Origin of the sequence: Duganella sp. CF458 (assembly GCF_900113115.1) — a bacterium.
Lineage (GTDB): Bacteria > Pseudomonadota > Gammaproteobacteria > Burkholderiales > Burkholderiaceae_D > Rugamonas.
Genome location: NZ_FOOF01000006.1, coordinates 106526 through 131978, shown reverse-complemented (window position 1 = coordinate 131978; position 25453 = coordinate 106526). Strand labels below are relative to the sequence as shown.

The window sequence follows — 25453 nt, the reverse complement described above, 5'->3', positions numbered from 1 at the left end:
GGTCCTCGCTTCCATTACTTCGACTTCGATTTCTTGATATGTTCTTCCAGCTCGGAGAAGCTGGGGCGCTCGGTAGAGTACAGTACCTTGCGGCCAAATTCCACGGCCAGTGCCGGGGCATAACCATTCAGGCTGGCCAGCAGCGTCACTTTCACGCACTGGTACATCTTGGTCGACTCTTCCAGCTTCTGCTCCAGCAGGCTGGCCAGCGGGCCGACGAAACCGTATGCCAGCAAGATGCCGAGGAAGGTGCCGACCAGCGCTTTGGCGATCAGGATGCCCAGCTCGGATGGCGGAATGCCCACCGACTCCATGGTGTGCACCACCCCCATCACCGCCGCCACGATCCCGAAGGCCGGCAGGCCGTCGCCCAGCTTGGCGATGCAATGCGCCGGCACATGGCCTTCCTGGTGGTGGGTGTCGATCTCGTTGTCCATCAGGTTCTCGATCTGGAAGGCATCCATATTCCCCGACACCATCAGGCGCAGGTAATCGGTCATGAACTCGATGATGTGATGGTCTTCCAGCACCGACGGGTATTTGCTGAACAGCGGGCTGTCTTCCGGCTTGTCGATATCGCCTTCGATCGACATCAGGCCTTCCTTGCGCACCTTGGACAACACATCGAACAGGAGCGACATCAGTTCCATGTACAGGTCCTTGGTATAGCGCGAACCCTTGAACAGGCCGGGGATCGCACCCAGCGTCGCCTTGATGGACTTGCCATTGTTGCCAACAAAGAAAGCGCCTGCCGCCGCACCGCCGATCATCAGCAGTTCAAGCGGCTGGAACAGGGAAGCCAGGTGGCCGCCACTGAGCGCAAAGCCGCCGAAAACGGAGGCGACAACGACGATGTATCCGATGATGACTAACAAGCGCGCAGACTCCCCGATAGCTAGTTAAAAGCAATAATATTCCACAGTGGAACTACAATAACGTGAAGACGCCTCTGCGGCAAGGAAAACAGGCCTTAAAATGCTCTTATATAAAGGAGTGGACCGCCCTCTGTGGTGCGAATGGTCTTGATGCCGCCGCCCGCTGGAATTTCGAATTCATAACTGGCAAGAAAACTGCCGGCCCGCATCTCGCGCTGGGCCTTGCTCCACAAGGCCGGCATGGCGGCCGGCGACAGGTAAGCAAACACCAGGTCATATTCTGCAAAATTTAACTGCTCATAGTCGCCACGCATGAAACGCGCGCGGCTGCCGGACAACGCGGCGCGCAAGCGCGACACCAGCCAAGGCAGCGGCGCCAGTTCAATTCCTGCAACATCCCATTCGGGCCGCGCAGAAGCCATGTGCAAGGTGAAGCCACCGAGGCCGCTGCCGATATCGATCATGCGCAAGGCCCTGCCCTGCGGCAGCTCGGCCAGCACGGCGCGCCACACGGCGCGATGCGACGGGTAGTAAGGTACTTGCGTGCGGTAGGTGGACCAGTACCAGCCCAGCAAGAGCAGGAAGGCAGCGGCGGCCAGCCATGGCGGCAGTCGCAGCGCCAGTCCGGCCAGCAGCGCGATAGGGAACAGCAGCTGGATCGGCAGCCACCAGCGCGCCAGGCCAAGCTTCCAGCCGATGCCGGCCGCCAGCGCGCCTTGCAGCAGCGCGGCCTGCAACAGCGTCAGGCCATGGCCGAGCGCTTCAAGCGCAACGGCCAGCGCGGCGCATGGCAGAAGCGCGCCGGCCTGGACCAGCAGCGCCTGGAAGGCGGGGGTTTTAAGCAGCGACCGCTTCAGCGGCATCCTTGGCCTTGCGGGTCTTGCCGGCACGCGAAGGCATATGGCACAGGCCGCACTTGTAGTCGCGGTTCAAGTCCATGGCGTCGACGACGAACTTGCCCTTGCAGCAAGTGCAAGGCTTGAGCTGCAGCATATTGCTGCCTGCGAACTTGACCAGGGTCCAGGCGCGGGTCAGCGAGAGCAGCGCTTCTTCGCCGGCGGCGGGCGGCATTTGTTCCAGGTAGAGCTGGTAAGCCTTCATCACGGCGTGGATGCCGCTGGCGCCGGCGTGCTCGACCAGGAAATTATGGATGTTCATGAACAGCGAGGCGTGGATGTTCGGCTGCCAGGTCAGGAACCAGTCGGTCGAGAACGGCAGCATGCCTTTCGGCGGCGACACGCCCTTCAGCTCCTTGTACAGTTTCAGCAGGCGTTCGCGCGACAGCGACACTTCGGTCTCCAGCAATTGCAGGCGGGCGCCCAGGTTGATCAGCTCGATGGCCAGCTGGATTTCCTGCGCTTCGGTCACCACACTCTTCTTGCTCATGGCGCGCTCCTTAGGCGATTTCTTCAACAGCCTGGCCAGCCATCAGGATGGCGGCGTGGGACTGGGCCAGGGAACGGTCCTTATTGTAGTTGGTCAGCATGCCGAGGATGGCGCTGTCGTCGAAGCGGAAACGGGCCAGCATCATATTGCCGCCTGCCAGCTTCAGGATCTGGGCATTGCTCATGCCTTCGATCAGCTCGGCGATGTCGGCGGAAATGCCGAGGCGGAAGATCGCGGTGACTTTGTCGGCGCGAATCATCTGCTGCGCCAGCATCAGGTAGCTCAGGTTCGCATCGCGGATTTCAGCCATCATGTCGTTTGCGGTCATGTCCATCTCCAGTCAGTTTCAGCTTGCAACGGAATTTTCGTTGCTGGTGAGATACATTCTGCTGGAGACGCGACAAAGCGCATAGAGGCCGCACGCTGTATTTTGGGTCGGGATAGACGAGGTGACCCCGTAGGAGTTTATCCTACAGAGGACTGCCCATAGAGGGGCAACGCCAGCATTGGCGCGGGTTTGCGGGGCGTTCGGTTGCGCTAAAAACGCAGGAGCCGAGGGTAAAAAACGATATCGCCGAGATGCTTTTTTGCGACATCTGAACTGGTAACGGCAGGGTTTTGGAGAACTTTAGGGTCTAGAGCAAAAAATTTTAAGATTTTTTCACCCATTCCAAAATGCCGAACAGCAAGCCTTTTACCGGGTTTCTAAAAACGGTAACGGCAAGCGGCCGGGGAACTTTAGGGTTTTTTGAAAAAATTTTTGAAAATTTTCAGGTGCTTTATAAATCAATGACTTATGGTGAAAAACCGGTAAACCAGTGTCAGGCCCAAAGTTGCTACAATCTCACTTTGTTTAAGTCTCAAGGAAAACGCCGCATGATTTCCCGTTCCGACTGCCTGGCCCGCGACGCCGCGGACACCCTGGCGCCCCTGCGCGAGCAGTTCGACCTGCCTGCCGGAGTTATTTATCTGGATGGCAACTCCCTGGGCGCCCGCCCCAAAGCCGCCCTGACCCGCGCCACCGAGGTGATCGCCAGGGAATGGGGCAAGGACCTGATCACCAGCTGGAACAGCGCCGGCTGGTTCGAGATGCCGAAACGCCTGGGCGACAAGCTTGCCCCGCTGCTCGGCGCCAAGGCGGGCGAAGTGGTGGTCACCGACACCACTTCGATCAACCTGTTCAAAGCCCTGGCCGCCGCCCTGCACGCCCAGGCGCACAGCGGCCGCAAGGTGATCGTCACCGAGCGTTCGAACTTCCCGACCGATATCTACATGGCGCAGGGCCTGGCCTCCTGGCTCGACCGCGGCTATGAAGTACGACTGGTCGACAGCCCGGACCAGTTGCCCGCCGCCGTCACCGCCGACGTCGCCGTGCTCATGCTGACCCACGTGAACTACCGCACCGGCTACCAGCACGACATGGCCGCCAGCAGCGCCCTGGCCCACCAGCACGGCGCGCTGGTGGTATGGGACCTGTGCCACTCGGTCGGCGCCGTGCCGCTCGCGCTGCACGCCGACGGCGCCGACTTCGCGGTCGGCTGCACCTATAAATACCTGAACGGCGGCCCGGGTTCGCCGGCCTTCATCTGGGTCCCCGAGCGCAACCAGGACAAGTTCAGCCACCCGCTGTCGGGCTGGTGGGGCCACGCCAACCCGTTCGCCATGACGCCCGACTTCGCGCCGGCCAAGGGCATCGGCCGCGCACTGTGCGGCACCCAGCCTGTCACCTCGCTGGCGATGGTGGAGTGCGGCCTGGACGTGTTCGCGCAAACCGGCATGGATGCCGTGCGCGCCAAGTCGCTGGCCCTGACCGACCTGTTCATCGCCCTGGTGGAACAACGCTGTGCCAACCACCCATTGGGCCTGGTCACGCCGCGCGACCACGCGCGCCGCGGCTCGCAGGTCAGCTTCACCCACCCGCATGGCTACGCCGTGATGCAAGCCCTGATCGCGCGCGGCGTGATCGGCGATTACCGCGAACCGGAAATCATGCGCTTCGGCTTCACGCCGCTGTACACCAGCTTCGCCGACGTCTGGGATGCGGTGGAAATCCTGAAGCAGATCCTGGACGACAAAGCCTACGACATCACTGCCGCCCGCGGCGCTGTAACCTGAGACACGCTATGACCGAAGACAAGAAAGACGCCGCCTGGCACGGGGCGCAGATGGACTTCTCCAAGTCCATGAGCTATGGCGACTACCTGGGCCTGGAAAAGATCCTGAGCGCGCAGCACCCGCTGTCGCCCAACCATAACGAGATGCTGTTCATCGTGCAGCACCAGACCAGCGAATTGTGGATGAAGCTCATGCTGCACGAGCTGCACGCGGTGCTCGACCACCTGCGCCGCGACGACCTGCCGCCGGCCTTCAAGATGCTGGCCCGCGTGGCGCGCATCATGGACCAGCTGGTGCACGCCTGGGATGTGCTGGCGACCATGACGCCGCCCGAATACACGGCGATCCGCCCTTACCTGGCATCGTCGTCCGGCTTCCAGTCGCACCAGTACCGCGAGATCGAATTCATCCTCGGCAACAAGAACGCCAATATGCTCTCAGTGCACCAGCAGGCGCCGCAAGCGCATGCCCTGCTCGACGCGGCGCTGCATGCGCCGTCGCTGTACGACGAAGCGATCCGCCTGCTGGCGCGCAACGGCCTGCACATCGATCCCGAGCGGCTGGACGGCGACTGGACCCGGGCCACCGTGGCCAACGAGTCGGTCAAGGATGCCTGGCTGGAAGTGTACCGCGACACCACGCGCTACTGGGCGCTGTACGAGCTGGCGGAAAAGCTGGTGGACATGGAGACCGCTTTCCGCTTCTGGCGCTTCCGCCACGTCACCACGGTGGAACGCGTGATCGGCTTCAAGACCGGCACCGGCGGCACCGCCGGTGTTTCCTATCTCCGGAAGATGCTGGATGTGGTACTGTTCCCGGAATTGTTCGCTTTAAGGACCGCTTTGTGAAACGCTTGTTCGCCGCCTTGCTGGCTGCGGCCTGCGCGCTGCCGGCAATGGCACGCGACGACCGCCCCGGTGTTTTCGATTATTACGTGATGTCGCTGTCCTGGTCGCCGGAATACTGCGCCGGCCGCGGCGGCGGCGACCCGGTGCAGTGCGCCAGCGGCCGCCAGCTGGGCTTCGTGCTGCACGGCCTGTGGCCGCAGTTCGAGCGCGGCTATCCCGCAAGCTGCGGCCGCGTCAGGATATCGAACAGCCTGCGCGACCAGTACGAAACGCTCTACCCTTCGCCCAAACTGCTGTTCCATGAGTGGAACAAGCACGGCAGCTGCTCCGGCCTGGCACCGCAAGATTACCTGGCGCTGAGCGCCAGGCTGCGCGACAGCCTGAAGATTCCGGCCGCCTTCGCGCGCCCGCAACAGCCGGTGCGCGTCTCGCCCGGCCAGTTCGAGGCTGAATTCCACAAGGCCAATCCATGGCTGGCGCGCGACTCGGTGCTGCCGGTGTGCGGGGCCGGCGGCCGTTTCCTGCGCGAGGCGCGCGTCTGCTTCAGCAAGGACGGCAAATCGCGCAGTTGTTCGCAGGAGGCCATCGCCTATTCGCAGAAGAGCTGCGGCCAAGCGAACTTCCTCATGAAGAACGTCCGATGAGCGCATTCGTGCGCCGCGCCAGGCGCGCTTGAAGCGACAATAAGCGCGCTGTACTGCGCGCCTGCTTGTTGCTACACGGGGGGAACCGTTATCGCGGGCTCGCGAACATTGAGGAGCCACCGAATGGGAACTCAGCTGAAAAAGGGCTTGGCAACGCTGGCCCTGCTTGCCGCCTGCGGCGCCGCGCAAGCGGATCCACAGGTCTTCAACGCCGCACTCAGCGGTGCTGCGGAAGCGCCGCCCAACGGGTCGGCAGCCACGGGCGATGTGACCGTGCTGTTCGATATCGACAACCACTACATGACCATTGCAGCCAGCTTTACCGACCTGGAAGGCTTGAGCGGGGCTGCCCACATCCATTGCTGCACCGCCGTGCCGGGCGACGGCAATGCCGGTGTCGCGACCATGCTGCCAACGTTTACCGGCTTCCCGGCCAATGAAACCAGCGGCAGTTACGCCTCGTTCTTCGATACGTCGCAGGCATCGTTCTGGAACCCCAGCTTCCTGGCCAATCACGGCGGTACCACGGCCGGCGCCGAAGCCGCGCTGATGGCCGGGCTCAATGCCGGCGCCGCGTACTTCAATATCCACTCGAGCGTCTACCCGAGTGGTGAAATCCGCGGTTTCCTGGCGGCGCCGATTCCCGAGCCGGCACAGATCCTGATGCTGCTGGCCGGCCTACCCTTGCTATTCCTGCGCAAGCGGGAGAATTAGCGAGGGATCGGGTTGCGCGACGCGACGTTCAGCATGTTCCAGGAACGGATGACCGCAACCACGAAACCCAGTTCCGCGATCTCTTCGTCGGAGAAATGCTCCTTGACACGGCCGAACGCTGCGTCGTCGGGATCGCGGACTGGAATCGCATTGATCAACTCCGACCATTCCAGCGCGGCGCGTTCGCGCTCGCTGAAGAATGGCGCCTCGCGCCAGCCGGCCACCGCGTTCACATGGCGCGGATCGACATCCATCTTCAGCAAATCCTGGTAATGCATGTCGATGCAAAAGCCGCAACCGTTGATCTGCGAGACCCGCAGCAAGACCAGGTCCACCAGTTTCTTGCCCAGCAGTTCGCGGTTCAGGCCATTCGACAGCGCCAGCAGGTTCTGGAACGATTTCTGGGACAGCTGGAAGTAGTTGTAACGCAGGGTGCTCATGAAAAAATCCTTTCGGTCTGAGGGTAAAGTCCGCACTGTACGGCCTTGCTAACCATTAGACGGAGCAGCCTGCCGGTTTGTGACAGCCGGGCTAAAGTTTTTTTTCCGCTTGGGCGGGAAAGCTGCAAACCCGGTCGCGCCCGGCCCGTTTGGCGGCATACAGGGCGGCATCGGCGCGCTGCAGCAACTCGCCCAGCGTTTCGCCCGGCTGGTGCTCGGCCACGCCGGCGCTGATCGATATTTCCATGGCCGACAGCGCCCCCTCGAAGCGCATGCTGCGCACTTCGCTGTGCACCCGCTCGGCAAATTGCAGGCTATGCTGGAGGTCGAGCTTGGGCAGGAACACGGCGAATTCGTCGCCGCCATGGCGCACCGCGATGTCGATGCGGCGCGTATGGCTGTTCAACAAGCCGCCGATGCGCTGCAAGACCAGGTCGCCCGCCAGGTGGCCATGGTTATCATTGATTTGCTTGAAGCGGTCGACGTCGAACACCAGCAAGCCGACCCGCTCGGCCGGGTCGCGCTCATGCTGCTGCAGCAGGCGGGCGGCGGCATCCTCCATGTAGTGGCGCGTGTACAGGCCGGTCACCGCGTCGCGCACCGCCAGCTGGTAGTACTTGGAGCGGTCCTTTTCCAGCGCGCTGTTGTCCAGCTGGACGCGCCGCAAGTCCTGGTATGCCGACAGCAGCTTGCGGTGCGCCTGCTCCAGCTCCTGCTGCTGGCGCGCCTCGGTGGTGACGTCTTCGTAAATCGTGACGAAGCCCATCACCCGGCCCCGCTCATCGCTCATGGGGCGCCCGGTCACCTGCAGCACCGTGCCATCGGCGCGCGTGCGGCGGAAGCGGTGCGGCACGAACTGGCGCGCCAGGTCGATGCGCTCCCGGACCTGGCGCTCCGGGTCGCCCGGCCCGAATTCGCCGCGCAGCGCGTTGAAACGGAACAGGTCTTCCAGCAGCACGCCAGGCTGCATCAGGCTGTCCGGAAAATCCAGGCACTGGCAAAAGCTGTCGTTCCAGAACCGGAACTGCAGGTCGCGGTCGATGATGGACATGCCGACCGGCAGGTATTGTATGGCGCGCAGCAGGTCCGCCAGCCCAACTTGCATGCCACGCTCGCGCGTTTCGCTCACCATGTTCGGACCCTCCGCAGCATACCTGCCTGCCAACGTCAGTGATAAATATGCGCCAACTTGTCCGGGTTGCGCACCACGTAGATGCCGGTGATGCGCTGGCCGTCGGTGGCAAAGCCTTGCGCCGATTCCAGCTGGCCGTCCACGAAGCGCAGCAGGCCCGGCTCGCCATTGACCATGGCCGCGCGGTATGCGATCGCGCCCAGCTTGTGCATGCCGGCATACAGGGCGGCGATCTTGTCCGGATCGGTGATGACGATGCCGAACGATTTGACCTTGCCGCCGCCGTCGCCCACCAGTTCCAGGTCGTGCGCCAGCAAGGCGCGCACTGCCGCCTTGTCGCCGCTGGCCGAAGCGTCCACGAAACGCTGCAGGAGCTGGCGATGGGTATCGGCCGGTATGTCGAAGCGCGACTGGCCTTGCTGCACGCGCTCGCCGGCCCGGCTCACCATCTGGCGGCAGGCGGCTTCCGACTTGCCAAGCTGCTGCGCCACCTCGTCATAGTCGTAGTCGAACACCTGGCGCAGCAGGAAGGCGGCGCGCTCCTCGGGGCCCAGGCGCTGCAGCAGCCACATATAGGCCAGCGACAGGTCGCTGGCCCGTTCGGCCTGGGCTTCCGGCGTTTCCTGGTCGACCGCCACCAGCGGTTCGGGCAGCCACAGCCCCTCGTAGGCTTCACGTTCGGCGATGGCGGCGCGCAAGCGGTCGATGGACAAGCGCGTGACGACCGTCACCAGCCAGGCTTCGGCCGATTGCACGCCGCTGGTATCGGCGCCCTGCCAGCGGATCCAGGCATCCTGCAGCACGTCTTCGGCATCGGCCCGCACGCCGAGCATGCGATAGGCGATGGCAAACAACCGCGCCCGGTGCGCGGCAAATACGATGGGATCGTTCATGACGCAGGACTATACCCGACCTTGTGCACTTTCAGCAGCACCTCGCGCAATTCGCGCACGCGCGGCGGCTTGCTCAGCACTTCGTCCACGCTGGCAGGCTTGGCATCCACGTCGCCCTCCGGAATCAGGCGCTGGCCCCAACCGGTGACCAGGATCACCGGCGTGGTCGGCGACAACTCCTTGATGCAGCCGGCCACCTTGCGGCCGTCGACGTGCGGCATGCCCAGGTCGCTGAACACCGCATCGAAGGGCGGGCTCGAGTCCATCGAGGCGCGGAACTGTTCGATGCCGGCGGCACCGCCATTGGCCGCCACCACCGTATGGCCGTCGCGCTGCAGGATGGTGGTCATGGAGGCCAGAACTGCCGGGTCGTCGTCGATCACCAGCAGGCGCATCGGTTCGGCCACCGCCACCGCAGTGGCCGGGACTTCCAGCGGCGGTATGGCGGGATGCACCAGCGGCAGCGGGAAGGCCAGCGACACCGTGGTGCCCTGCCCGATCATCGATTCCACCTGCACCACGGCGCTGTGGCGCTCCGCCATCGAGTTGACGGTGGCCAGGCCCAGGCCGCTGCCGCGCTCGCCCTTGGTGGTGAAGAAGGGGTCGAGGCAGTGGCGGCGCGTCGATTCGTCCATGCCGACCCCGCTGTCGACCACGTCGACAATGGCATGCTCGCCGGTGCTGCGGGTGCGCAGGATCAGCGCGCCGCCTTCCGGCATGGCGTCGACGGCATTGAACACCAGGTTGGTCAGCGCCTCGCGGATTTCCGGCTCGGAACCCATCACGGCCGGCAGGCCGGGCGCCAGTTCCAGCTTCATCGAGATCACCACCCCGCGCTGCTGCGGCATATCGCTCCAGCGCGCCCGCGTCAGGTCGGCCACCTGCTGCGCCAGCACGTTCAGGCTGACGCTGGCCAGCTCGGTCTGCGGCTCGCGGCGGCGGTACAGCTCGCGCATGCGCGCCACCGTCGCCGCCACGTCGTCAATGGCGCGGGCGATCACCTGCAGGTTGCTGCGGCCGCTGGCACTCAAGCCATCCTCGGTTTCCAGCAGGGTTTCGGTGTACAGGGCCACCGGTGAAATGGCGTTGTTGATGTCGTGCGCGATGCCGCTGGCCATCTGGCCCAGCGCGCGCAGGCGTTCTTCCCGGGTGACCGACTGCTGGGTCGCATGCAGGGTGTGGTAAGCCTGCTGCAGGGCGCCATACAACTGCGCCTGGCGCGCCGCCAGGGCGGCGTGTTCGCTCAATTGGCGCAGGAATTCGCATTCGCCGCTGGAGAAGGCATTCGGGATGGTGCGCGCCACGGCCAGTACGCCGAACACCACGCTCTCGGCCTGCAGCGGCGCCAGCACCAGGGAATTCAGGCCGCCGCGCGCCAGCCGGTGCGGGAAGGGGTACTCGCTGCCGTTGATATCGGGTTCGTACACCAGTTGCCCCTTCACGCAGCGCGACAGGCCGTTGTTGTCGATCGAGACCTGGGCGCCCTCCTTCAGCGCCGCATCGCCCGGCAGCATGGCATTGCCCATGCCGACGCAACTGGCTTCCAGCACGCCTTCCTGCAGCAGGAAGACGCAGGCAAAGTCGACCGGCAACTGGTCTTCCAGGCTGCGCACCAGCACCTGCAGGATGCTGCGCAGATCCTGCCGCTCGCCGATCGAACGCGTCATCTGGTGCAGCAGGCTGAGACGCCCGACCTGGGCCTGCACTTTCAGTTCGGCGCTGTGGCGCACTTCCATCTCGTCGTGCAGGGCGGCATTGGCGCTGACCAGTTCATCGCGCGAGACCGTGGTGTCGCGCAGGCGCTCGGTCATGGCATCGAAGGCGCGCGCCAGGTCGCCCACCTCGTCGACCGCCTGCATGTTCATGCGGAAGTCCAGCTTGCCGGTTCCCACCAGCTCGACCCCGCGCCGCAGCCGCTCCAGCGGATGCGCCACGCTGCGGATGGTCAGGGCCAGCGCGCCCAGCACGGTCAGCGCCAGCAGCAGGCCCAGGCCGGCCGCCACCGCCGACGCGTTCTGCTGCGCCTGCAGCACGCCCTGGCGGCTGCGGCGCGCCAGCTCTTCGGCGTCGCGGATCATGTCCTGGGTACGCGACATCAGCTGGCCGAACAGGCGCGCTTCCAGCAGGTGCAGCACTTCGGCACGCTCCGGCGTGGCGCGCAACTCCTGCCGTACCAGCAGCAGTTCGGAAAAATGCCGTGCCAGCAGGGGCAGGTTTTCCTGCAGGTCGTGCAGCAGCTGGGCTTCCTGCGCTTCCCGGAACAAATCATCGCGCAGCAGCAAGCCTTGCAGGGAATCCTTGCGCAACTGCCATTGCACGTGGGAGCGCCGCTCCTGGGTTTGCGCATACTCGAGCGACAGGTAGCGCAGCGCCACCACGCCGCTGACGATTTCCCCGGCCCGCTCGTTGCGCTGCAATTCCTGCCGGACCTGGCGCGTGGCGCCGATCATCAGCAGCACGGCCAGCGTCACCCCGGCCACGCACAGCCACTGGGCCCACTTCAGGCGAGTGATAATTTTCATGGCGGCTCAGTGGATGACGGTGACGGCAGTCGGCCGCACCTCGCCCAATCCTTCCAGGTACACATTGTCGAGGAAATTCGGCACTTCGCGCGAATTGGCCAGGCGGTTGCGGATGGCCCAGCGGGCCCGGTCTTCAAAGGCCAGCAACAGCGACTGGTCCAGCTCCAGGCCGAAATGGTAGGTCGGCCAGGCTGCCAGCACTTCGTCGCGGTTCAGTTCGGCGGTCGCCGGCAGCAGGGGCTGCGCCTGCCGCGGCGACTTTTCGCACCAGGCCGAACCCTGCTCGATGGCGTGCAGCAGGCGCGGGATGACGGCCGCCCGCTCGCCGGTGAAGCGTTGCAGCGAGACCAGGTTGTAGATGCTCTCGTAAGCCTGTTCGCCCGAGAAGCTCACCGCGGTATCGCCCAGCTGCTTGCGCATGGCGCCCAGGTACGGCTCCCAGCCGGCCACCGCGTCGACCTCGCCGCGCTGCAGCGCCTGGCCCAGTTCTTCCGGCTTGTAGTTGACCATGGTGACTTCGCTGCCGTCCATGCGCTGCCAGTTCAGGAACACGTCCAGCGTGAACTGGCCCGAGGTGCCCTGGGTCACGCCGATGCGCTTGCCTTTCAGGCTGGCCGGGGTCAGCACGCCATGGTCGCGGCGGCCGATGATGCCATGGTCCTTGCCGGTACGGAAGAAGGTGGCCAGCACCTTGACCGGCACCCCTTCCATGGCGGCGAACACGATCGGGATATCGGCCACGGTGCCGACGTCGGCCTTGCCGTCGACCACCGCCTGCATCGACGCCTTGCCGCTCGAGAACGGCAGCACCTTGACCTGCAATCCCTGGCCGGCGAAGTAGCCCTGCTGCTGCGCCGCCACCACCGCGCAGGTGCCGACGTAGGCGGTATTGGCGGCGATCACCAGCGCCTGCGCCGGCCGCGCCGGCTGCCGTTGCTGTTGCCACAGCCAGGCCACGCCCAGCGCCAACACAAGGAACAACACGGCAAGGACCTGCATGGTTCGGCTACGCATGTTGCACCTGTTGGGTAGTTTCCGGCGCCAGCGGCAGTTCCACCCAGAAGGTGCTGCCCTGGCCCGGCTGGCTCTCGACGCCGATGGCGCCTTGCATGGCCTCGACCACGCGCCGGGTGAGGGCAAGGCCAAGGCCGCTGCCCTCCTCCTCTTCGTCGCGCCCGAGGCGGTGGAACGGCTGGAAGATGTGCTGTACCTGGTCCGGCTCCAGCCCCGGCCCCGTGTCGCTGACGGAAATACGCAGGCGGCTGCCTGCGGCCGCGGTGCAGGCCACGGCGACGCGGCCCTGGTCATGGTTGTACTTGATGGCGTTGGACAGCAGGTTGATCAGCACCTGCACCAGGCGCGTGCGGTCGGCCCGCAGGCGCCGTTCGGGCACGTCGCCGAAACCGAGGCTGATGTCGCGCTTGGCGGCCAAGGGCGTGACCATCATGCGGCATTCCTGCAACACGGTGGGCAGGTCCACCGCCTCCATCGCCAGCGGCACCTTGCCCGCTTCGATGCGCGCCAGGTCGAGGATTTCGTTGACCAGTTTCAGCAGGTGCTGGCCGGACTGCACGATATTGCGCGCAAAGCGCTGTTTTTCCAGCTGGGTGGCCGGCAGCCGGTCGGCCGCCAGGATTTGCGCGAAGCCGAGGATGCCGTTCAGCGGCGTGCGCAGCTCATGGCTCATATTCGACAGGAAGCGCGATTTTTCCGAGTTGGCATGTTCGGCCGCGGTACGCGCCTGCTCCAGGCGGTGGTTGGCTTCCGCCAGTTCCATCACGTTCTGGCGCAACTGGCGTTCCAGTTCGGCGTTGGCCAGGCGCAGGGCGCGCGTGGCCTGGGCCCGCGCCAGCACCGGCAGCAGCGAGGACGCCTTGAAGGGTTTGACGATGTAATCGAGGGCGCCGCCCTGCATGGCGCGCACGGCGGTAGCGATGCTGCCCTCGCCGGTCATGATGATGCAGGCCAGGTCCGGGTCGAGCTGCAGGGCCTCCCGGACCAGGGCGATGCCATCCATGCCCGGCATGTTGAGGTCGGACAGCATCAGGTCGAACGTCTGGCTGCGCAGCAACTCCAGCGCCGCTTCGGCACTGGAGCTGCCTTCCGCATCAAACTGGTACTGGCGCAGCACATCGCACAGCGCCACGGTGTGGACGCTCTGGTCGTCAACGATGAGAATACGCTGCTTGCGAACTTCCGTCATGCAATCCTCGCGTAGGCGGGCTTGCTTTGATTATGCCGCTTGACAAGGAGCTAAAGTCTCACCAAATCTAACCAGTCGTCCTGCCCGGTTTTATTTCGACAGCAACATCTCGTTCATGCGCTTGACGAAGGAGGCCGGGTCGGCCAGGGTGCCGCCTTCGGCCAGCACGGCCTGGTCGAACAGCAGGTGGGCCCAATCCTTGAACTTCGCGCCGCTGGCGTCCTCGTACTTCAGGCGCGTCACCAGCGGATGCTGCGGGTTGATTTCCAGGATAGGTTTCGAATCCGGCGCGGATTGGCCGGCCGCCTTCAGCATGCGCAGCAGGTTGCCCGACAATTCGTGCTCGTCGGCCACCAGGCAGGCCGGCGATTCGGTCAGGCGGAAGGTGACGCGCACTTCCTTGGCCTTGTCGGCCAGCGCGTGCTTCATCTGGCCGACCAGTTCCTGGTACTGGGTTTCGGTCTCGGCGTGCTGCTGCTTCTCCGCCTCGTCTTCCAGGGTGCCCAGGTCGAGGCCGCCCTTGGCCACGGAATGCAATTCCTTGCCGTCGAAGTCGTTCAGGAAGGACAGCATCCATTCGTCGACGCGGTCGGTCAGCAGCAGCACTTCGACGCCCTTCTTGCGGAAGATCTCCAGGTGCGGCGAGTTCCTGGCGGCGGTGAAGCTGTCGGCGGTGACGTAGTAGATCTTGTCCTGGCCTTCCTTCATGCGGCCGACGTAGGCTTCCAGCGACACGCTCTGCTCCTCGCCCTCATTGGCGGTCGAGGCAAAGCGCAGCAGCTTGGCCAGGCGCTCCTTGTTGCCGAAGTCCTCGCCGAGGCCCTCTTTCAGCACCTGGCCGAATTCGGTCCAGAACGTGGCGTACTTGTCTTTCTTTTCCTGCTCGTCGGCGTTGGCCAGCTCTTCCAGCATGCCCAGCACGCGCTTGGTCGAACCTTCACGGATCGCCTTCACGTCGCGCGACTCCTGCAGGATTTCGCGCGATACGTTCAGCGGCAGGTCGGCCGAGTCGATCACGCCTTTGACGAAGCGCAGGTAAGTCGGCATCAGCTGCTCGGCGTCGTCCATGATGAACACGCGCTTGACGTACAGCTTGATGCCGCCGCGCTTGTTGCGGTCCCACAGGTCGAACGGGGCCCTGGCCGGGATGTACAGCAGCTGGGTGTATTCGCTGCGGCCTTCCACCCGGTTGTGGGTATGGGTCAGCGGCGCGCCGAAGTCGTGCGAGACGTGCTTGTAGAACTCCTCGTACTGTTCCTGCGTGATTTCATTCTTGTTGCGGGCCCACAGGGCACTGGCCTGGTTGATGGTGACCGGCGCGTCGGCGCCCTCCTTCTTCATCTGGATCGGCAGCGAGATATGGTCGGAGTATTTGCGGATGATGGATTCCAGCTTCCATTCGTTCAACAGTTCGTCCTCGCCTTCGCGCAGGTGCAGGATGATGTCGGTGCCGCGGCCGGCCTTCTCGATCCGCTCGATCGAGTAGTCGCCCTCGCCCGCCGACTCCCAGCGTACCCCTTCGGCGGCCGGCAGTCCGGCGCGGCGCGATTCGACGGTGATCCGGTCGGCCACGATGAAGCCGGAATAGAAGCCGACGCCGAACTGGCCGATCAGGGCCGCGTCCTTCTGCTGGTCGCCGGACAGCTTGCCGAAGAATTCCTTGGTGCCCGACTTGGCGATGGTGCCGAGGTGGGAAATCGCCTCCTCGCGGCTCATGCCGATGCCGTTGTCGGAAATGGTGATGGTGCGCGCTTCCTTGTCGAAGCCGACGCGGATTGCCAGTTCGTGCTCGTCGCCATACAGGGCGTCGTTGTTGATGGCTTCAAAACGCAGCTTGTCGGCCGCGTCGGAAGCATTCGATACCAGCTCGCGCAGGAAGATTTCCTTGTTCGAGTACAGCGAATGAATCATCAGTTGCAGAAGCTGTTTGACTTCCGCCTGGAACCCCATGGTTTGCTTGTTTTCTGCCATTTTTACCTCAATAGTCTTGTCAGGAACTTCGGAACCGCCCACATGGGGCCGCCGCGCCCGATTTCAAGTCCCGGCAACGTTTCAAAAATACAACCTCGCGATGGACAAGAACTAATGGTTCTCTTAGCATGGTAACAACGACGCGCCGGAGAGAACGTGATCAACGAAGGCTTGCTGCACGCGACCCTGCCGAAAGATACTTCGGACGCTTCCATGGTGCGCTGGATGCGCCTGGTACTGGCCGTCGCCTGCCTGTTCACCCTGGTGGTGGAACCGGCCGGCCGCGCCGACGTGCTGTCGCTGGGCGTGTTCCTGGCCTACCTGCTGCAAAGCGTGACCCTGCTGTTGCTGGCCAACCGCTCGATCCTGGTGCGCAGCAAGCTGGTGTACTGGCTGGACGTGGGCTGGTTCACCCTGATGGTGTACGTCACCGGCGGCGACGCCAGCTTCTATTTCCTGCTGTTTTTCTTTGCCATCCTGACATCGGCCTTCAGCCACGGCTTCGAGGAAGGCGCCCGCATCACCATGGCCGCCTCGCTGGCCTTTGCGCTGACCTCGCTGTACACCCACAGCCACGCGGAAATGGCGCTGGTGATGCTGCGCGCCACCTTCCTGCTGGCCCTGGGATACATGATCGCGCATTGGGGCGGCATGGCGACGATCCAGCGCCAGCGCATGGCCTTGCTGCATGCGGTCAGCCAGATGTCCAACCCGCGCTTCGGGGTCGACCGCACCATCAGTTCCGTGCTGGAGCAGACCCGCCAGTTCTACGGCGCCCACAGCTGCATCCTGCTGATGCACGATAACGGCGCCGCCAGCTGGACCCTGCGCACGGCCAGTGCGGCCAATGCCGGGCGCCCGATCCACGCCAGCAACCTGGCCACGGAGGCCGCCGCGCCGCTGCTGGTGTGCAGCGTCGATTCGATCCTGCTGCTGCGCCAGCCGCGCGGCGCCTGGCTGCGGCGCGTGCTGCAGATCAAGTGCTACGACAGCGAGCACCAGCGCTGGGTGGCGCAAGACGCCGAGGCGGGCGCCACCCTGGCCGAACTGCTTGACGCGCTGTCGCTGATCGCGGTGCCGCTGCCGCTGCGGCGCGGCTCCGGGCGCCTGATCGTGGTGTCGCAACGCCACCATTTCCACAAGTCGGATGCCCTGTTCCTGCTGCAGATCGCGGCCCAGGCCTTTCCGGTCATCGAGAATATCGAATTGCTGGACCGCATGGCATCGGAGGCGGTGCTGCGCGAACGCGAGCGTATCGCCCGCGACTTGCATGATACGACGATCCAGCCATATATCGGCCTGCGTCATGGCGTGTCGGGCATCCGCTTGAAGGCCGATCCCGGCAACCCGCTGGTGCCGGACCTGGACAACCTGCTCGACGTCACCTCGCAAGTGGTGCGCGACTTGCGCAACTACGCCAAGAGCCTGCGCGGCGGGCTGGAGATGAAGGAGCCGGAATTGCTGATCGCGCTGCGCCGGCAAGCGGCGCAGCTGCGCCAGTTCTATGACGTGCACATCAATGTGGACACCAAGGGTGAGTTGCATATGAGCGACCGGCTGGCGGCCGAAGTATTCCAGATCGTCAACGAAGGCATGAGCAATATCTGCAAGCATACAACAGCGCGCAACGGCTATATCGAGCTGGCCTGCACCGCCGGCCAGCTCACCGTGCGGATCGAAAATGAATGTTCGGGCCAGCCGGTGCTAGACTTTACACCGAGCTCTATCGCTGAACGCGCCGCCGCCCTGGGCGGCGAAGCGCGCGTGCAGCGCGGCCGCCAGAACAACACTGCAGTACAGATCGTGATACCGGTGTGAGGTGAGTATGGGGCAAGCTGACAAACGGATCCGCATCATGCTGGTCGACGACCACAAGACCCTGCTGTGGGGCCTGGGCAAGCTGATTGAAAGCGACGCCTTGAACATGCTGGTGGTCGGCACCGCGCGCGACTGCGACAGCGCGCTGGCCATGGCGCCCGAAGTGCTGCCCGATGTGATCCTGCTGGACATCGACCTGGGCGGTACCTGCTCCCTCGACATCATGCCGCGCCTATTGGCCGGCTGCAACGGCGCCCGCGTGCTGGTCCTGTCAGGCACGCGCGACCGCGAACTGTTGGACCGTGCCGTGATGCTGGGCGCGCGCGGCGTGGTCAGCAAGGATGAGCCGGCCGACGTGGTGCTAAAAGCCATCGAAAAGGTCTATGGCGGCGAACTGTGGCTCGACGGCATCATGCTCACCCGCGTATTCGAAGCCATGCGCAACCCGCAAGCACGCCGGCAAGATCCTGAATTGGACAAGATCGCCCAATTGACCGCCAAGGAAAGACGCATCTGCAGCCTGATTGCAACAGGCGGGGGGGCGGTTAACAAGGCCTTGGCGCAACAGTTGTTTATTTCCGAGCACACTTTGCGCAACCATTTGACCACCATCTACCATAAGCTGGGCGTCTCGAACCGCCTGGACCTGTACGTGTTCGCCACCAAGCACAGGCTCGACCAAGCCGACCTGTAGCGTCTTCCCGACCCTTTGCCTACTACCGGTAGGGGCGTCGAAAATATTTCTTCCAGAATACGTTCATTGAACCGGGACAAATGTCCCGATTCCCGCTGGAAAAAAAGGACTTCTGTCATGGCCAGAAAAGGACAGATGTTTGATGGAACTCAAGACGCGAAGGCATAAAGTGAACTCATCAGCACGGCAGACATGTCGGCTGAGACTAGAACCAGGCAAGGCCAACACAACCATGTCCGGAGTACAGAATGCGTAACAGTTTCATGCCGCCCCGAATCGCCAGCTTTATCGTCGAGGAAGACGGCCGGGCCTTTTACGAATATGTGCTTGTAGCCTCACTGACAGTTGTCGTCGGCATCATCGTGCTTCTAGCGCTTGGAAAAGGCAGGTGAAACGGGCTTGTTCCGTGAAGCTGCAAACACTTTGGTGCAGTTAATTAAACGTCCTGAAAGGAATCATCATGAAAGCCATCCAAAAATTCATCCGCGACGAACAAGGCGTGACCGCAATCGAATACGGCCTGATCGCTGCCCTGATCGCTGTCGTGATCATCGCCGCCGTCAAACTGATCGGCACCGAGCTTGACAAGACCTTCGACAAGATCGGCACCGCGCTGACCACCGCCAACGGCTAAGCAGCCCCGGCGTCCGGCGAGGCCGTCCCCCTGGCCTCCCCGGACGATTTTTTTTGCCTGGAGGACGATTGTGAAAAAAGAACTCTTACATTTCCTCCGCAATGACGACGGTGTCTCCGCCATCGAATATGCATTGCTCGCGGGCCTGATTGCGGTGGTCATCGTGGTCAGCGTGACCCGCGGCGGCACCGAGCTGCTGGCACTGTTCACCTATGTCAAGGACCAGGTGGTCCTGGCGACATCATGAGCGCCGTCCTGTCCCCCACACTGGCGACCCGGCAGAACCTGCCGCGCGCCCTGGTGCACGAGCACCGCCTGCTGCTGGCCATCGTCGGCGTGGAACTGGCGGCGGCGCTGATGCTGTGCTGGGCCTTCCCGCACAAATACCGCAGCAACCTGCAGCTGGAAGGCTACTTCGCCACGCTGGCGCTGGGCCTGGTCTTCGCCCTGTGCGGCTACACCATCTACGTCATGGTATGCCAGCGCCCGGCCCGCCTGCTGCACCACCTGCGCGTCGAGCTGACCGCCTACCTGACCCGGGAGCGCCTGTTGTTCGCGGCACCGGTCTTGGCCATGATGCCGCTGTTTTCCGCCAGCTTCACCGTGATCAAGGCCGCCGTGCCCCTGGTCCAGCCGTATGCCTGGGACGCCCGCATGGCCGCCGCCGACGCCTGGCTGCATGGCGGCAGCCAACCGTGGCAACTGCTGCAGCACGTGCTCGGCCACCCCTACCTGACGGCCATCATCAACCTCAATTACCACCTGTGGTTCTTCATCATGCTGTCGATGGTGTACTGGCTGGCCTTCAACCTCGAGCGGCGCCAGCTGCGCATGCAGTTCATGCTGAGTTTTGTGCTGAGCTGGATCTTGCTCGGCAATGTGATGGCCATGCTGTTCTCCTCCGTCGGCCCCTGCTATTACGGCCACGTGGTGCCGGGCGCCGACCCGTTCGCCGGCCTGATGACGTACTTGCACAACGCCAACGAGGTGATCCCCGTGTGGGCGCTGGACGTGCAGAACATGCTGTGGCGCGATCACGCCGCCGACAGCACCAACAACGCCCTCAGCATCGCCGCCATGCCCAGCATGCACGTCGCCAGCTCGGTCCTGCTGGCCCTGCTCGGCTGGCGCCTGAACCGGGCCGCCGGCGCCGCCCTGAGCGTCTTTGCGCTGCTGGTACTGCTCGGCTCCATCCACCTGGGCTGGCACTACGCGATTGACGGCTATGCCGGCGCCCTGGGCGCCTGGATCATCTGGACCCTGTGCGGCAAGCTGCCGCAGCGGAGCGCCGCATGAACTTCGAGAGCCGCCACCTGCTGCCGATCGTGCTGCTGGCCGCGCTGCTGGCCGGCGCCGTGCTGTGCGACGTACGCAGCCGCCGCATCCCGAACCCGCTGGTGCTGGCCGGCATCGTGGCCGGCCTGGCGCTGCAAGCCACCGTGACGCCCGGCGCCGGCCTGTTCAGCGAGCCGTTCGGCGCACTGGGCCTGCTGAAGGGGGCGGCCGGCATGGGACTGGGCCTGCTGTTGCTGCTGCCGATGTATGGCCTGGGCGCCATGGGCGCCGGCGACGTCAAGTTGATGGCCATGATCGGCACCTTCCTCGGTCCGCTCGACACCCTGGGCGCGGGCTTGTCCAGCGTGCTGGCCGGCGGCCTGCTGTCGCTGCTGGTGGCCCTGTGCACGGGCAGCCTGCGCAAGGTCAGCGGCAACGTCAAGGTGATGGTGCTGGGCAGCGTGTTGCGCGGCATGGCCGGCGGCAGTGCCCGCGTCGACAGCCCTGCCACGGTCACCGGCCAACTGCCCTACGCCGTGGCCATTGCCAGCGGCACGCTGTGCTACCTGTTACTGACCCGTTACTTCGGCTGGAGCCTGTTATGAACGCCCAACATATCCTTGGCACCCGTGCCGTCAACCTGCTGGCCACCGCCGCACTGGCCGGCGTCTGGCTGCTGTTCTCGGTGGCCCATGCGCGCGCCTTCAATGCGACAGGCGACTGGACCTATCTGCTGTTCGTGGCCTCGGAAACCCTGGTGGCGGCGCTGTTCATGCTGCGCTCGGAACCGGCCGCCGTGTCCCATTCGCCGCTCGACTGGGCGCTGGCCATCGCGTCCACCGGAGCACCCTTCTTCTTTGCGCCCAGCGGCGAAGGGATGTTGCCGGCGGCACGTTTGCTGATCGTGGCCGGCGTGCTGCTGCAGATCGGCGGGCTGCTGTCGCTGAACCGCAGCTTCGGCCTGGTGGCGGCGCGGCGCCAGATCAAGACCAGCGGCCTGTATCGCTGGATCCGCCATCCGCTGTACGCCAGCTACCTGCTCAGCTATGTGGGCTATGTGCTGTCCAATTCCAGCCTCGGCAACGCCGCCACCTGCCTGCTTGCCTCCATGCTGCTGCTGGCCCGGCTGCTGCGCGAAGAACGCTTCCTGTCGCGCGACAGCGAGTATCTGCTGTACATGCGCCGCGTGAAATACCGCGTCCTGCCACTGGTGTTTTAAGAGAGGTCCGCCATGCCTGCCGATTTTGAAGAACCAAGCAAACGCGCCTGGGCCGACGACCCGCTGCGCGTCCCCGCACCGCGCACGGTGGAAGAAACCGGGCTGCCGTTCCTGCTGCTGGTGGAACTGGCCAGCAAGGTGCTGTACCAGCGCGGCCAGATCAAGCTGAATGAACTGGCCAGCCACCTGAAGCTGCCGCCGTCGGTGCTGGACCCGGTGCTGAGCTTCATGCGCACCGAAAAACTGATGGAGGCGGCACGGCGCGGCATCAGCAACACCGACGCCGACCTGGTCTACAACCTGACCGATACGGGCCGTGCCCGCGCCGCCGAATTCGTGCGCCGCGACGCGTATGCAGGCGCCGCCCCGGTAACCTTTAGCGACTATGCCGAACGCGTGCGCGCCCACAGCGTGGCGCATATGCACGTCAAACGCGAACACATTCGCAAAACGTTCGACGGCATCGTTGCCAGCCCGGCAGTGCTTGACCAGTTGGGCGCGGCCATGAATAGTGGCCGCGCCATCTTTATCCACGGTCCGGCCGGCAGCGGCAAAACCTACCTGGCCGAGCGCCTGAACGGGCTGTTGCAAGGGCAGATCGCCGTGCCGCATGCGCTGCTGGTGGACGGCGACATCATTCCGGTGTTCGACCCGGTGGTGCACACCGCCATCGAAGACACAGCGCCTCCGGGCATGCTGTTCGACCGCCGCACCCCGCGCGACCAGCGTTGGGTGCGCAGCCAGCGACCCGCCGTGATCACCGGCGGCGAGCTGACCCTGGAAGCGCTGGACTTGCGCTTCGATCCGGCGAGCCGCCTGTACCAGGCACCGCCGCACCTGAAAGCCAACGGCGGCATCTTCATCATCGACGACCTGGGACGCCAGCGCTGCTCGCCGGTGGAGCTGATGAACCGCTGGATCGTGCCGATGGACCGCCAGGTCGACTACCTGTCGCTGCAAAACGGCTACAAGTTCCCGGTGCCGTTCGACGTGGTGGTGATCTTCTCCTCCAACCTGCCGCCCGAATCGCTGGCCGACGGCTCTTTCCTGCGCCGCCTGGGCTACAAGATCCACGTCGGCCCGCTGCAGCCGGAACAGTACGAAACCGTGTTCCGCCAGGTCTGCCAGCGCTATTCGGTGCCGTTCGAAGCCGAATCGTTCGCCTGGCTGATGCGCCACCACCAGTTGCAGGAACGGCCGCTGATGGCCTGCTACCCACGCGACCTGGTATCGCAGTTGCGCGACCTGGCCGCTTACGAAGGACGCCTGCCGACACTCGATATCGCATCGCTCGAGTGGGCCTGGAATAACTATTTCGCAGTTGCTTGACGCCTAGGACCCAAGGGGAAAAATCATGAGGAATACACGTGCAATGATCATGATGGTGGTAGCCATCGGCCTGGCCTTCGTGGCCGTCGTGGTGGCAGCGCGCTGGATCACCGCGCAAGCCACCACCAACACCGCCAAGGTCGCCGTGGCCCAGGTGGACATCAGCCTGGGCGCGCGCATCACGCCCGACATGGTGCGCCTGGTCGACTGGCCGGCTTCCGTGCAGCCGCCAGGCGCCATCAAGGACGACAAGGCGCTGGAATCGCGCGTCAGCCGCACCAGCATCATGCGCGGCGAGCCGATCCTGGAAGGCAAGCTGGCGCCTCCTGGCACCCAGGGCGGCCTGTCGGCCGTGGTGGCCGAAGGCAAGCGCGCCATGACCGTCCGCGTCAACGACGTGGTGGGCGTGGCCGGCTTCGCCCTGCCCGGCAACTACGTCGACATCCTGGTCAATACCCAGGAAGAAGGCCAGCGCAGCCAGACCAAGGACCCGACCATCTCCAAGATCGTGCTGGAGCGCATCCTGGTGCTGGCCGTGGCGCAGGAATCCTCACGCGACGAGACCAAGCCGAAGGTGGTCAACGCGGTGACGCTGGAGCTGACCCCGGAACAGGTGGAGAAGCTGGACCTGGCGCGCAGCGTGGGCAGCCTGTCGCTGGTCCTGCGCAACCAGGTCGACCCCAACCCGGCGCTGACCACCGGCGCCACCAAGACCACCTTGCTGGGTGCCGCCGCGCCGGCAGCGGCGCCCAAAGTAGCCGCCGCGGCCCCGGCACCGAAGCCTGCGCCGGTACGCAAGGTTGCCAACCTGCCGCCGCCGGGGGTGAAGGTGGAGATGATCAAAGGACTGGACCGCAGCAGCCAACAATTCTGACCGAACGGAGCTTCCCATGAAACGATTGAGCACCGCCGTACCCAGCCTCCTGGGCGCCCTGCTGGTCCTACCGGCATTGGGCCTGCCCGCCGCCGCCCAGGTAGGGGCCGAGGCAGCCGTTGTCGCCCAGCAGCCGAAAATGAAGGCCAAGGGCGGCGCGCCAGGCAGGAAGGCCGAGGCAGCGCTGCCGGCCGCGATGCCGGAAGGCCGCACCGAGCTGGCGCCCGCCATGCAACTGGCCGAAGGCAAATCCAGCATCGTGCGCCTGCAGCATCCGGCGGCACGGGTGGCGGTGGGCGATGCCCGCATCGCCGACGTGATCCTGCTCAACCCGCGCGAAGTGTATATGCTGGGCCGCACCGTCGGCACCACCAACCTGATGGTCTGGCAGAAGACCGGCGACACCGTGATCGCCGACCTGACGGTCAGCTCCGACACCGCCGCCCTGCAAAGCGGCATCGACAAGCTGACCGGCATGCCCGGCATGGTGAAAGTCGCCGCAGCGGCCGACTCGATCATGTTGAGCGGCACCGTGCCGGACGTGGTGGTGGCCGAGCGCGTGCTGCAAATGGCCAATGCCTTCGTCACCCGCGCCCGTCCGACCACCGGCGGTCCCGGCACCGGCGGCTCGGCGCCGGCCGGGGCCAGCCCCGCTCCCGCGCTGGCCGCCGATGGCGGCCTGTCGATCAAGATCATCAATATGTTGACGGTCGCCGCGCCGCAGCAGGTGATGCTGGAGGTGAAAGTGGCCGAAGTGTCGAAAACCCTGGTCGACCAGCTCGGCGCCAGTTTTGGCATCAGCCACGCCACCGGCAGCTGGACCTATACCCTGCTGTCGAACCTGTTGAGCGGCAACCCTTCCCTGTTCAACGGCAGCAAGAGCAACGGCACGACCTTCAGCATCGACGCGCAAAAGCGCGACGGCCTGGTGAAGATGCTGGCCGAGCCGAACCTGATGGCCATCAGCGGCCAGGAGGCCAGCTTCCTGGCCGGCGGCAAGATCTTCATCCCGGTGGCGTCCACCCCGGACGGCGGCGGTTTCACCCGCATCACGCTGGAAGAGAAGGAATTCGGCGTGGCGGTGCGCTTCACCCCGACCGTGCTGGGCGACGGCCGCATCAACCTGAAAGTGGCGCCGGAAGTGTCGGAACTGAACAAGGAAGGCGTGGGCATCTCGGCCGCCGGCGTCAACGGCACCGCCATCCTGCCCTCGTTCACCACGCGGCGCGCCGCCACCACGGTGCAGCTGTTCGATGGCCAGAGCTTTGCGATCGGCGGCTTGATCAAGAACAGCTCGACCAACAATGTCAAGGCGGTGCCGGGCCTGGGCGAAATCCCGGTGCTGGGCGCCCTGTTCCGCTCCAACGACTTCCAGACCGACCGCACCGAACTGGTGTTCGTGATCACGCCGCGCCTGGTCAAGCCGCTGCCGCCCGACCTGGCCAACGCCCTGCCCACCTCGAATGTGACCGACCCGAGCCGCGCCCAGCGCATCTTCACCGGCCAGATGGAAGGCGTGCCGCCGCAAGACAAAACCCAGAAGCAGCCCGGCAAGCCAGCCGGCGGTTTCGACCTGAACTAGGAGGCCACCATGAAATCATCGTTCCTGCGCTGCGCCGGCGCCGCCCTGCTGCCGCTCACCTTGGCAGCCTGCATGTCGGGCACGCCCTATGTCGACAAGAACCTCGGCATGGCCGCCACCGACTTGCGCAATGCGCAAATCATGAACCCGGGCGCCGACCGCAATATGGCGCCGCCGCTGGGCCTGGACGGGCCCGCCGCCAAGGCCGGCTACGACCAGTACGTGAAGTCGTTCAAGGCACCCGAGAAAAACACCAGCAGCTTCCTGATCGGCGTCGGCCGCTAG

The 25453-nt window shown here is 64.6% G+C and carries 27 protein-coding genes; 16 read left to right on the top strand and 11 right to left on the bottom strand.

Annotated features, from left to right (window positions below):
* Positions 1–14: 14 nt before the first annotated feature.
* The 4 genes from motA to flhD form a co-directional block, all read right to left on the bottom strand.
* The gene (gene motA / locus BM269_RS11035) at positions 15–875 is read right to left on the bottom strand and encodes a flagellar motor stator protein MotA (protein WP_090437076.1); all 861 of its coding nucleotides are present in this window, start codon (positions 873–875) and stop codon (positions 15–17) included.
* Between the two features lie 95 nt (positions 876–970).
* Positions 971–1738 carry a class I SAM-dependent methyltransferase gene (locus tag BM269_RS11030; protein WP_090437250.1) on the bottom strand — a complete coding sequence of 256 codons (768 nt, stop codon included), beginning with the start codon at positions 1736–1738 and terminating at the stop codon, positions 971–973.
* Positions 1713–2261 carry a flagellar transcriptional regulator FlhC gene (gene flhC / locus BM269_RS11025; RefSeq protein ID WP_090437075.1) on the bottom strand — a complete coding sequence of 183 codons (549 nt, stop codon included), beginning with the start codon at positions 2259–2261 and terminating at the stop codon, positions 1713–1715. Before flhC ends, BM269_RS11030 begins: the two co-directional genes overlap by 26 nt.
* Before the next feature lie 10 nt (positions 2262–2271).
* Positions 2272–2589, bottom strand: a complete 318-nt coding sequence (flhD, locus tag BM269_RS11020) for a flagellar transcriptional regulator FlhD (RefSeq protein ID WP_090437074.1) — start codon at positions 2587–2589, stop codon at positions 2272–2274.
* 548 nt (positions 2590–3137) lie between these two features.
* On the opposite strand from flhD, the gene kynU reads away from it, so the two are divergent.
* From kynU to BM269_RS11000, 4 genes are all read left to right on the top strand, one after another.
* Positions 3138–4376: a kynureninase gene (kynU, locus tag BM269_RS11015; RefSeq protein ID WP_090437073.1), complete on the top strand. Its 1239-nt coding sequence runs from the start codon at positions 3138–3140 to the stop codon at positions 4374–4376.
* Between the two features lie 8 nt (positions 4377–4384).
* Entirely contained in the window at positions 4385–5224 is an 840-nt protein-coding gene (kynA, locus tag BM269_RS11010) for a tryptophan 2,3-dioxygenase (RefSeq protein ID WP_090437072.1), read from the top strand.
* Positions 5221–5868 (top strand): ribonuclease T2 family protein, encoded by a 648-nt coding sequence (locus BM269_RS11005; RefSeq protein WP_211482683.1) that lies wholly within the window; start codon positions 5221–5223, stop codon positions 5866–5868. Before kynA ends, BM269_RS11005 begins: the two co-directional genes overlap by 4 nt.
* Positions 5869–5991: 123 nt before the next feature.
* Positions 5992–6582, top strand: a complete 591-nt coding sequence (locus BM269_RS11000) for a CHRD domain-containing protein (RefSeq protein WP_090437071.1) — start codon at positions 5992–5994, stop codon at positions 6580–6582.
* On the opposite strand, the gene BM269_RS10995 is transcribed toward BM269_RS11000, so the two are convergent.
* The 7 genes from BM269_RS10995 to htpG all read right to left on the bottom strand — a co-directional run bounded on the left by BM269_RS10995 (position 6579) and on the right by htpG (position 15743).
* The gene (locus BM269_RS10995; protein ID WP_090437070.1) at positions 6579–7022 is read right to left on the bottom strand and encodes a carboxymuconolactone decarboxylase family protein; all 444 of its coding nucleotides are present in this window, start codon (positions 7020–7022) and stop codon (positions 6579–6581) included. The two genes, BM269_RS11000 and BM269_RS10995, sit on opposite strands and share 4 nt — an antisense overlap.
* 91 nt (positions 7023–7113) lie before the next feature.
* Positions 7114–8154 carry a diguanylate cyclase gene (locus BM269_RS10990; RefSeq protein ID WP_229204593.1) on the bottom strand — a complete coding sequence of 347 codons (1041 nt, stop codon included), beginning with the start codon at positions 8152–8154 and terminating at the stop codon, positions 7114–7116.
* Positions 8155–8189: 35 nt separating this feature from the next.
* Complete coding sequence (locus BM269_RS10985) at positions 8190–9047, bottom strand: RNA polymerase sigma-70 factor (protein ID WP_090437069.1); 858 nt, start codon at positions 9045–9047, stop codon at positions 8190–8192.
* Positions 9044–11569: an ATP-binding protein gene (locus BM269_RS10980; RefSeq protein ID WP_090437068.1), complete on the bottom strand. Its 2526-nt coding sequence runs from the start codon at positions 11567–11569 to the stop codon at positions 9044–9046. Before BM269_RS10980 ends, BM269_RS10985 begins: the two co-directional genes overlap by 4 nt.
* 6 nt (positions 11570–11575) lie before the next feature.
* Positions 11576–12583 (bottom strand): ABC transporter substrate-binding protein, encoded by a 1008-nt coding sequence (locus BM269_RS10975; protein WP_090437067.1) that lies wholly within the window; start codon positions 12581–12583, stop codon positions 11576–11578.
* Entirely contained in the window at positions 12576–13772 is a 1197-nt protein-coding gene (locus tag BM269_RS10970) for a hybrid sensor histidine kinase/response regulator (RefSeq protein WP_090437066.1), read from the bottom strand. The genes BM269_RS10975 and BM269_RS10970 overlap by 8 nt, the downstream gene beginning before the upstream one ends.
* Before the next feature lie 90 nt (positions 13773–13862).
* The gene (gene htpG / locus BM269_RS10965; RefSeq protein ID WP_090437065.1) at positions 13863–15743 is read right to left on the bottom strand and encodes a molecular chaperone HtpG; all 1881 of its coding nucleotides are present in this window, start codon (positions 15741–15743) and stop codon (positions 13863–13865) included.
* Between the two features lie 156 nt (positions 15744–15899).
* Between htpG and BM269_RS10960 the strand changes: the two genes are divergently transcribed.
* The 12 genes from BM269_RS10960 to BM269_RS10910 all read left to right on the top strand — a co-directional run bounded on the left by BM269_RS10960 (position 15900) and on the right by BM269_RS10910 (position 25453).
* Complete coding sequence (locus tag BM269_RS10960; RefSeq protein WP_139232712.1) at positions 15900–17561, top strand: sensor histidine kinase; 1662 nt, start codon at positions 15900–15902, stop codon at positions 17559–17561.
* 7 nt (positions 17562–17568) lie between these two features.
* On the top strand, positions 17569–18255 hold the full coding sequence (locus tag BM269_RS10955) for a response regulator (RefSeq protein WP_229204592.1): 687 nt from the start codon (positions 17569–17571) through the stop codon (positions 18253–18255).
* Positions 18256–18503: 248 nt separating this feature from the next.
* Entirely contained in the window at positions 18504–18647 is a 144-nt protein-coding gene (locus BM269_RS29420; RefSeq protein ID WP_170860344.1) for a hypothetical protein, read from the top strand.
* Between the two features lie 68 nt (positions 18648–18715).
* A complete protein-coding gene (locus tag BM269_RS10950) occupies positions 18716–18889 on the top strand; it encodes a Flp family type IVb pilin (protein WP_090437064.1) in 174 nt (57 codons plus the stop codon).
* A 70-nt stretch (positions 18890–18959) separates the two neighbouring features.
* Positions 18960–19136 (top strand): Flp family type IVb pilin, encoded by a 177-nt coding sequence (locus BM269_RS10945; protein WP_090437063.1) that lies wholly within the window; start codon positions 18960–18962, stop codon positions 19134–19136.
* Positions 19133–20185: a phosphatase PAP2 family protein gene (locus tag BM269_RS10940; RefSeq protein ID WP_090437062.1), complete on the top strand. Its 1053-nt coding sequence runs from the start codon at positions 19133–19135 to the stop codon at positions 20183–20185. Before BM269_RS10945 ends, BM269_RS10940 begins: the two co-directional genes overlap by 4 nt.
* On the top strand, positions 20182–20769 hold the full coding sequence (locus BM269_RS10935) for an A24 family peptidase (RefSeq protein ID WP_090437061.1): 588 nt from the start codon (positions 20182–20184) through the stop codon (positions 20767–20769). The genes BM269_RS10940 and BM269_RS10935 overlap by 4 nt, the downstream gene beginning before the upstream one ends.
* Entirely contained in the window at positions 20766–21383 is a 618-nt protein-coding gene (locus tag BM269_RS10930; protein ID WP_090437060.1) for a methyltransferase family protein, read from the top strand. The genes BM269_RS10935 and BM269_RS10930 overlap by 4 nt, the downstream gene beginning before the upstream one ends.
* Positions 21384–21395: 12 nt before the next feature.
* Positions 21396–22712, top strand: a complete 1317-nt coding sequence (locus tag BM269_RS10925; RefSeq protein WP_090437059.1) for an ATP-binding protein — start codon at positions 21396–21398, stop codon at positions 22710–22712.
* Positions 22713–22737: 25 nt separating this feature from the next.
* Positions 22738–23586: a Flp pilus assembly protein CpaB gene (gene cpaB, locus BM269_RS10920; RefSeq protein WP_090437058.1), complete on the top strand. Its 849-nt coding sequence runs from the start codon at positions 22738–22740 to the stop codon at positions 23584–23586.
* Between the two features lie 16 nt (positions 23587–23602).
* Positions 23603–25168 (top strand): type II and III secretion system protein family protein, encoded by a 1566-nt coding sequence (locus BM269_RS10915; RefSeq protein ID WP_090437057.1) that lies wholly within the window; start codon positions 23603–23605, stop codon positions 25166–25168.
* Between the two features lie 9 nt (positions 25169–25177).
* The gene (locus tag BM269_RS10910) at positions 25178–25453 is read left to right on the top strand and encodes a hypothetical protein (protein WP_090437056.1); all 276 of its coding nucleotides are present in this window, start codon (positions 25178–25180) and stop codon (positions 25451–25453) included.

Bases quoted from the DNA above. Each gene is read 5' to 3' on its own strand.
- BM269_RS11000 (WP_090437071.1), top strand. From the start codon at position 5,992: ATGGGAACTCAGCTGAAAAAGGGCTTGGCAACGCTGGCCCTGCTTGCC.
- htpG (WP_090437065.1), bottom strand. From the start codon at position 15,743: ATGGCAGAAAACAAGCAAACCATGGGGTTCCAGGCGGAAGTCAAACAG.
- BM269_RS10925 (WP_090437059.1), top strand. From the start codon at position 21,396: ATGCCTGCCGATTTTGAAGAACCAAGCAAACGCGCCTGGGCCGACGAC.
- cpaB (WP_090437058.1), top strand. From the start codon at position 22,738: ATGAGGAATACACGTGCAATGATCATGATGGTGGTAGCCATCGGCCTG.
- BM269_RS10985 (WP_090437069.1), bottom strand. From the start codon at position 9,047: ATGAACGATCCCATCGTATTTGCCGCGCACCGGGCGCGGTTGTTTGCC.
- kynU (WP_090437073.1), top strand. From the start codon at position 3,138: ATGATTTCCCGTTCCGACTGCCTGGCCCGCGACGCCGCGGACACCCTG.
- BM269_RS10955 (WP_229204592.1), top strand. From the start codon at position 17,569: ATGGGGCAAGCTGACAAACGGATCCGCATCATGCTGGTCGACGACCAC.
- BM269_RS10940 (WP_090437062.1), top strand. From the start codon at position 19,133: ATGAGCGCCGTCCTGTCCCCCACACTGGCGACCCGGCAGAACCTGCCG.
- BM269_RS29420 (WP_170860344.1), top strand. From the start codon at position 18,504: ATGCGTAACAGTTTCATGCCGCCCCGAATCGCCAGCTTTATCGTCGAG.
- BM269_RS11030 (WP_090437250.1), bottom strand. From the start codon at position 1,738: ATGCCGCTGAAGCGGTCGCTGCTTAAAACCCCCGCCTTCCAGGCGCTG.
- kynA (WP_090437072.1), top strand. From the start codon at position 4,385: ATGACCGAAGACAAGAAAGACGCCGCCTGGCACGGGGCGCAGATGGAC.
- BM269_RS10990 (WP_229204593.1), bottom strand. From the start codon at position 8,154: ATGGTGAGCGAAACGCGCGAGCGTGGCATGCAAGTTGGGCTGGCGGAC.
- BM269_RS10980 (WP_090437068.1), bottom strand. From the start codon at position 11,569: ATGAAAATTATCACTCGCCTGAAGTGGGCCCAGTGGCTGTGCGTGGCC.
- BM269_RS10930 (WP_090437060.1), top strand. From the start codon at position 20,766: ATGAACGCCCAACATATCCTTGGCACCCGTGCCGTCAACCTGCTGGCC.
- flhC (WP_090437075.1), bottom strand. From the start codon at position 2,261: ATGAGCAAGAAGAGTGTGGTGACCGAAGCGCAGGAAATCCAGCTGGCC.
- BM269_RS10970 (WP_090437066.1), bottom strand. From the start codon at position 13,772: ATGACGGAAGTTCGCAAGCAGCGTATTCTCATCGTTGACGACCAGAGC.
- BM269_RS10975 (WP_090437067.1), bottom strand. From the start codon at position 12,583: ATGCGTAGCCGAACCATGCAGGTCCTTGCCGTGTTGTTCCTTGTGTTG.
- BM269_RS10910 (WP_090437056.1), top strand. From the start codon at position 25,178: ATGAAATCATCGTTCCTGCGCTGCGCCGGCGCCGCCCTGCTGCCGCTC.
- BM269_RS10935 (WP_090437061.1), top strand. From the start codon at position 20,182: ATGAACTTCGAGAGCCGCCACCTGCTGCCGATCGTGCTGCTGGCCGCG.
- flhD (WP_090437074.1), bottom strand. From the start codon at position 2,589: ATGACCGCAAACGACATGATGGCTGAAATCCGCGATGCGAACCTGAGC.
- BM269_RS10915 (WP_090437057.1), top strand. From the start codon at position 23,603: ATGAAACGATTGAGCACCGCCGTACCCAGCCTCCTGGGCGCCCTGCTG.
- BM269_RS10995 (WP_090437070.1), bottom strand. From the start codon at position 7,022: ATGAGCACCCTGCGTTACAACTACTTCCAGCTGTCCCAGAAATCGTTC.
- BM269_RS10950 (WP_090437064.1), top strand. From the start codon at position 18,716: ATGAAAGCCATCCAAAAATTCATCCGCGACGAACAAGGCGTGACCGCA.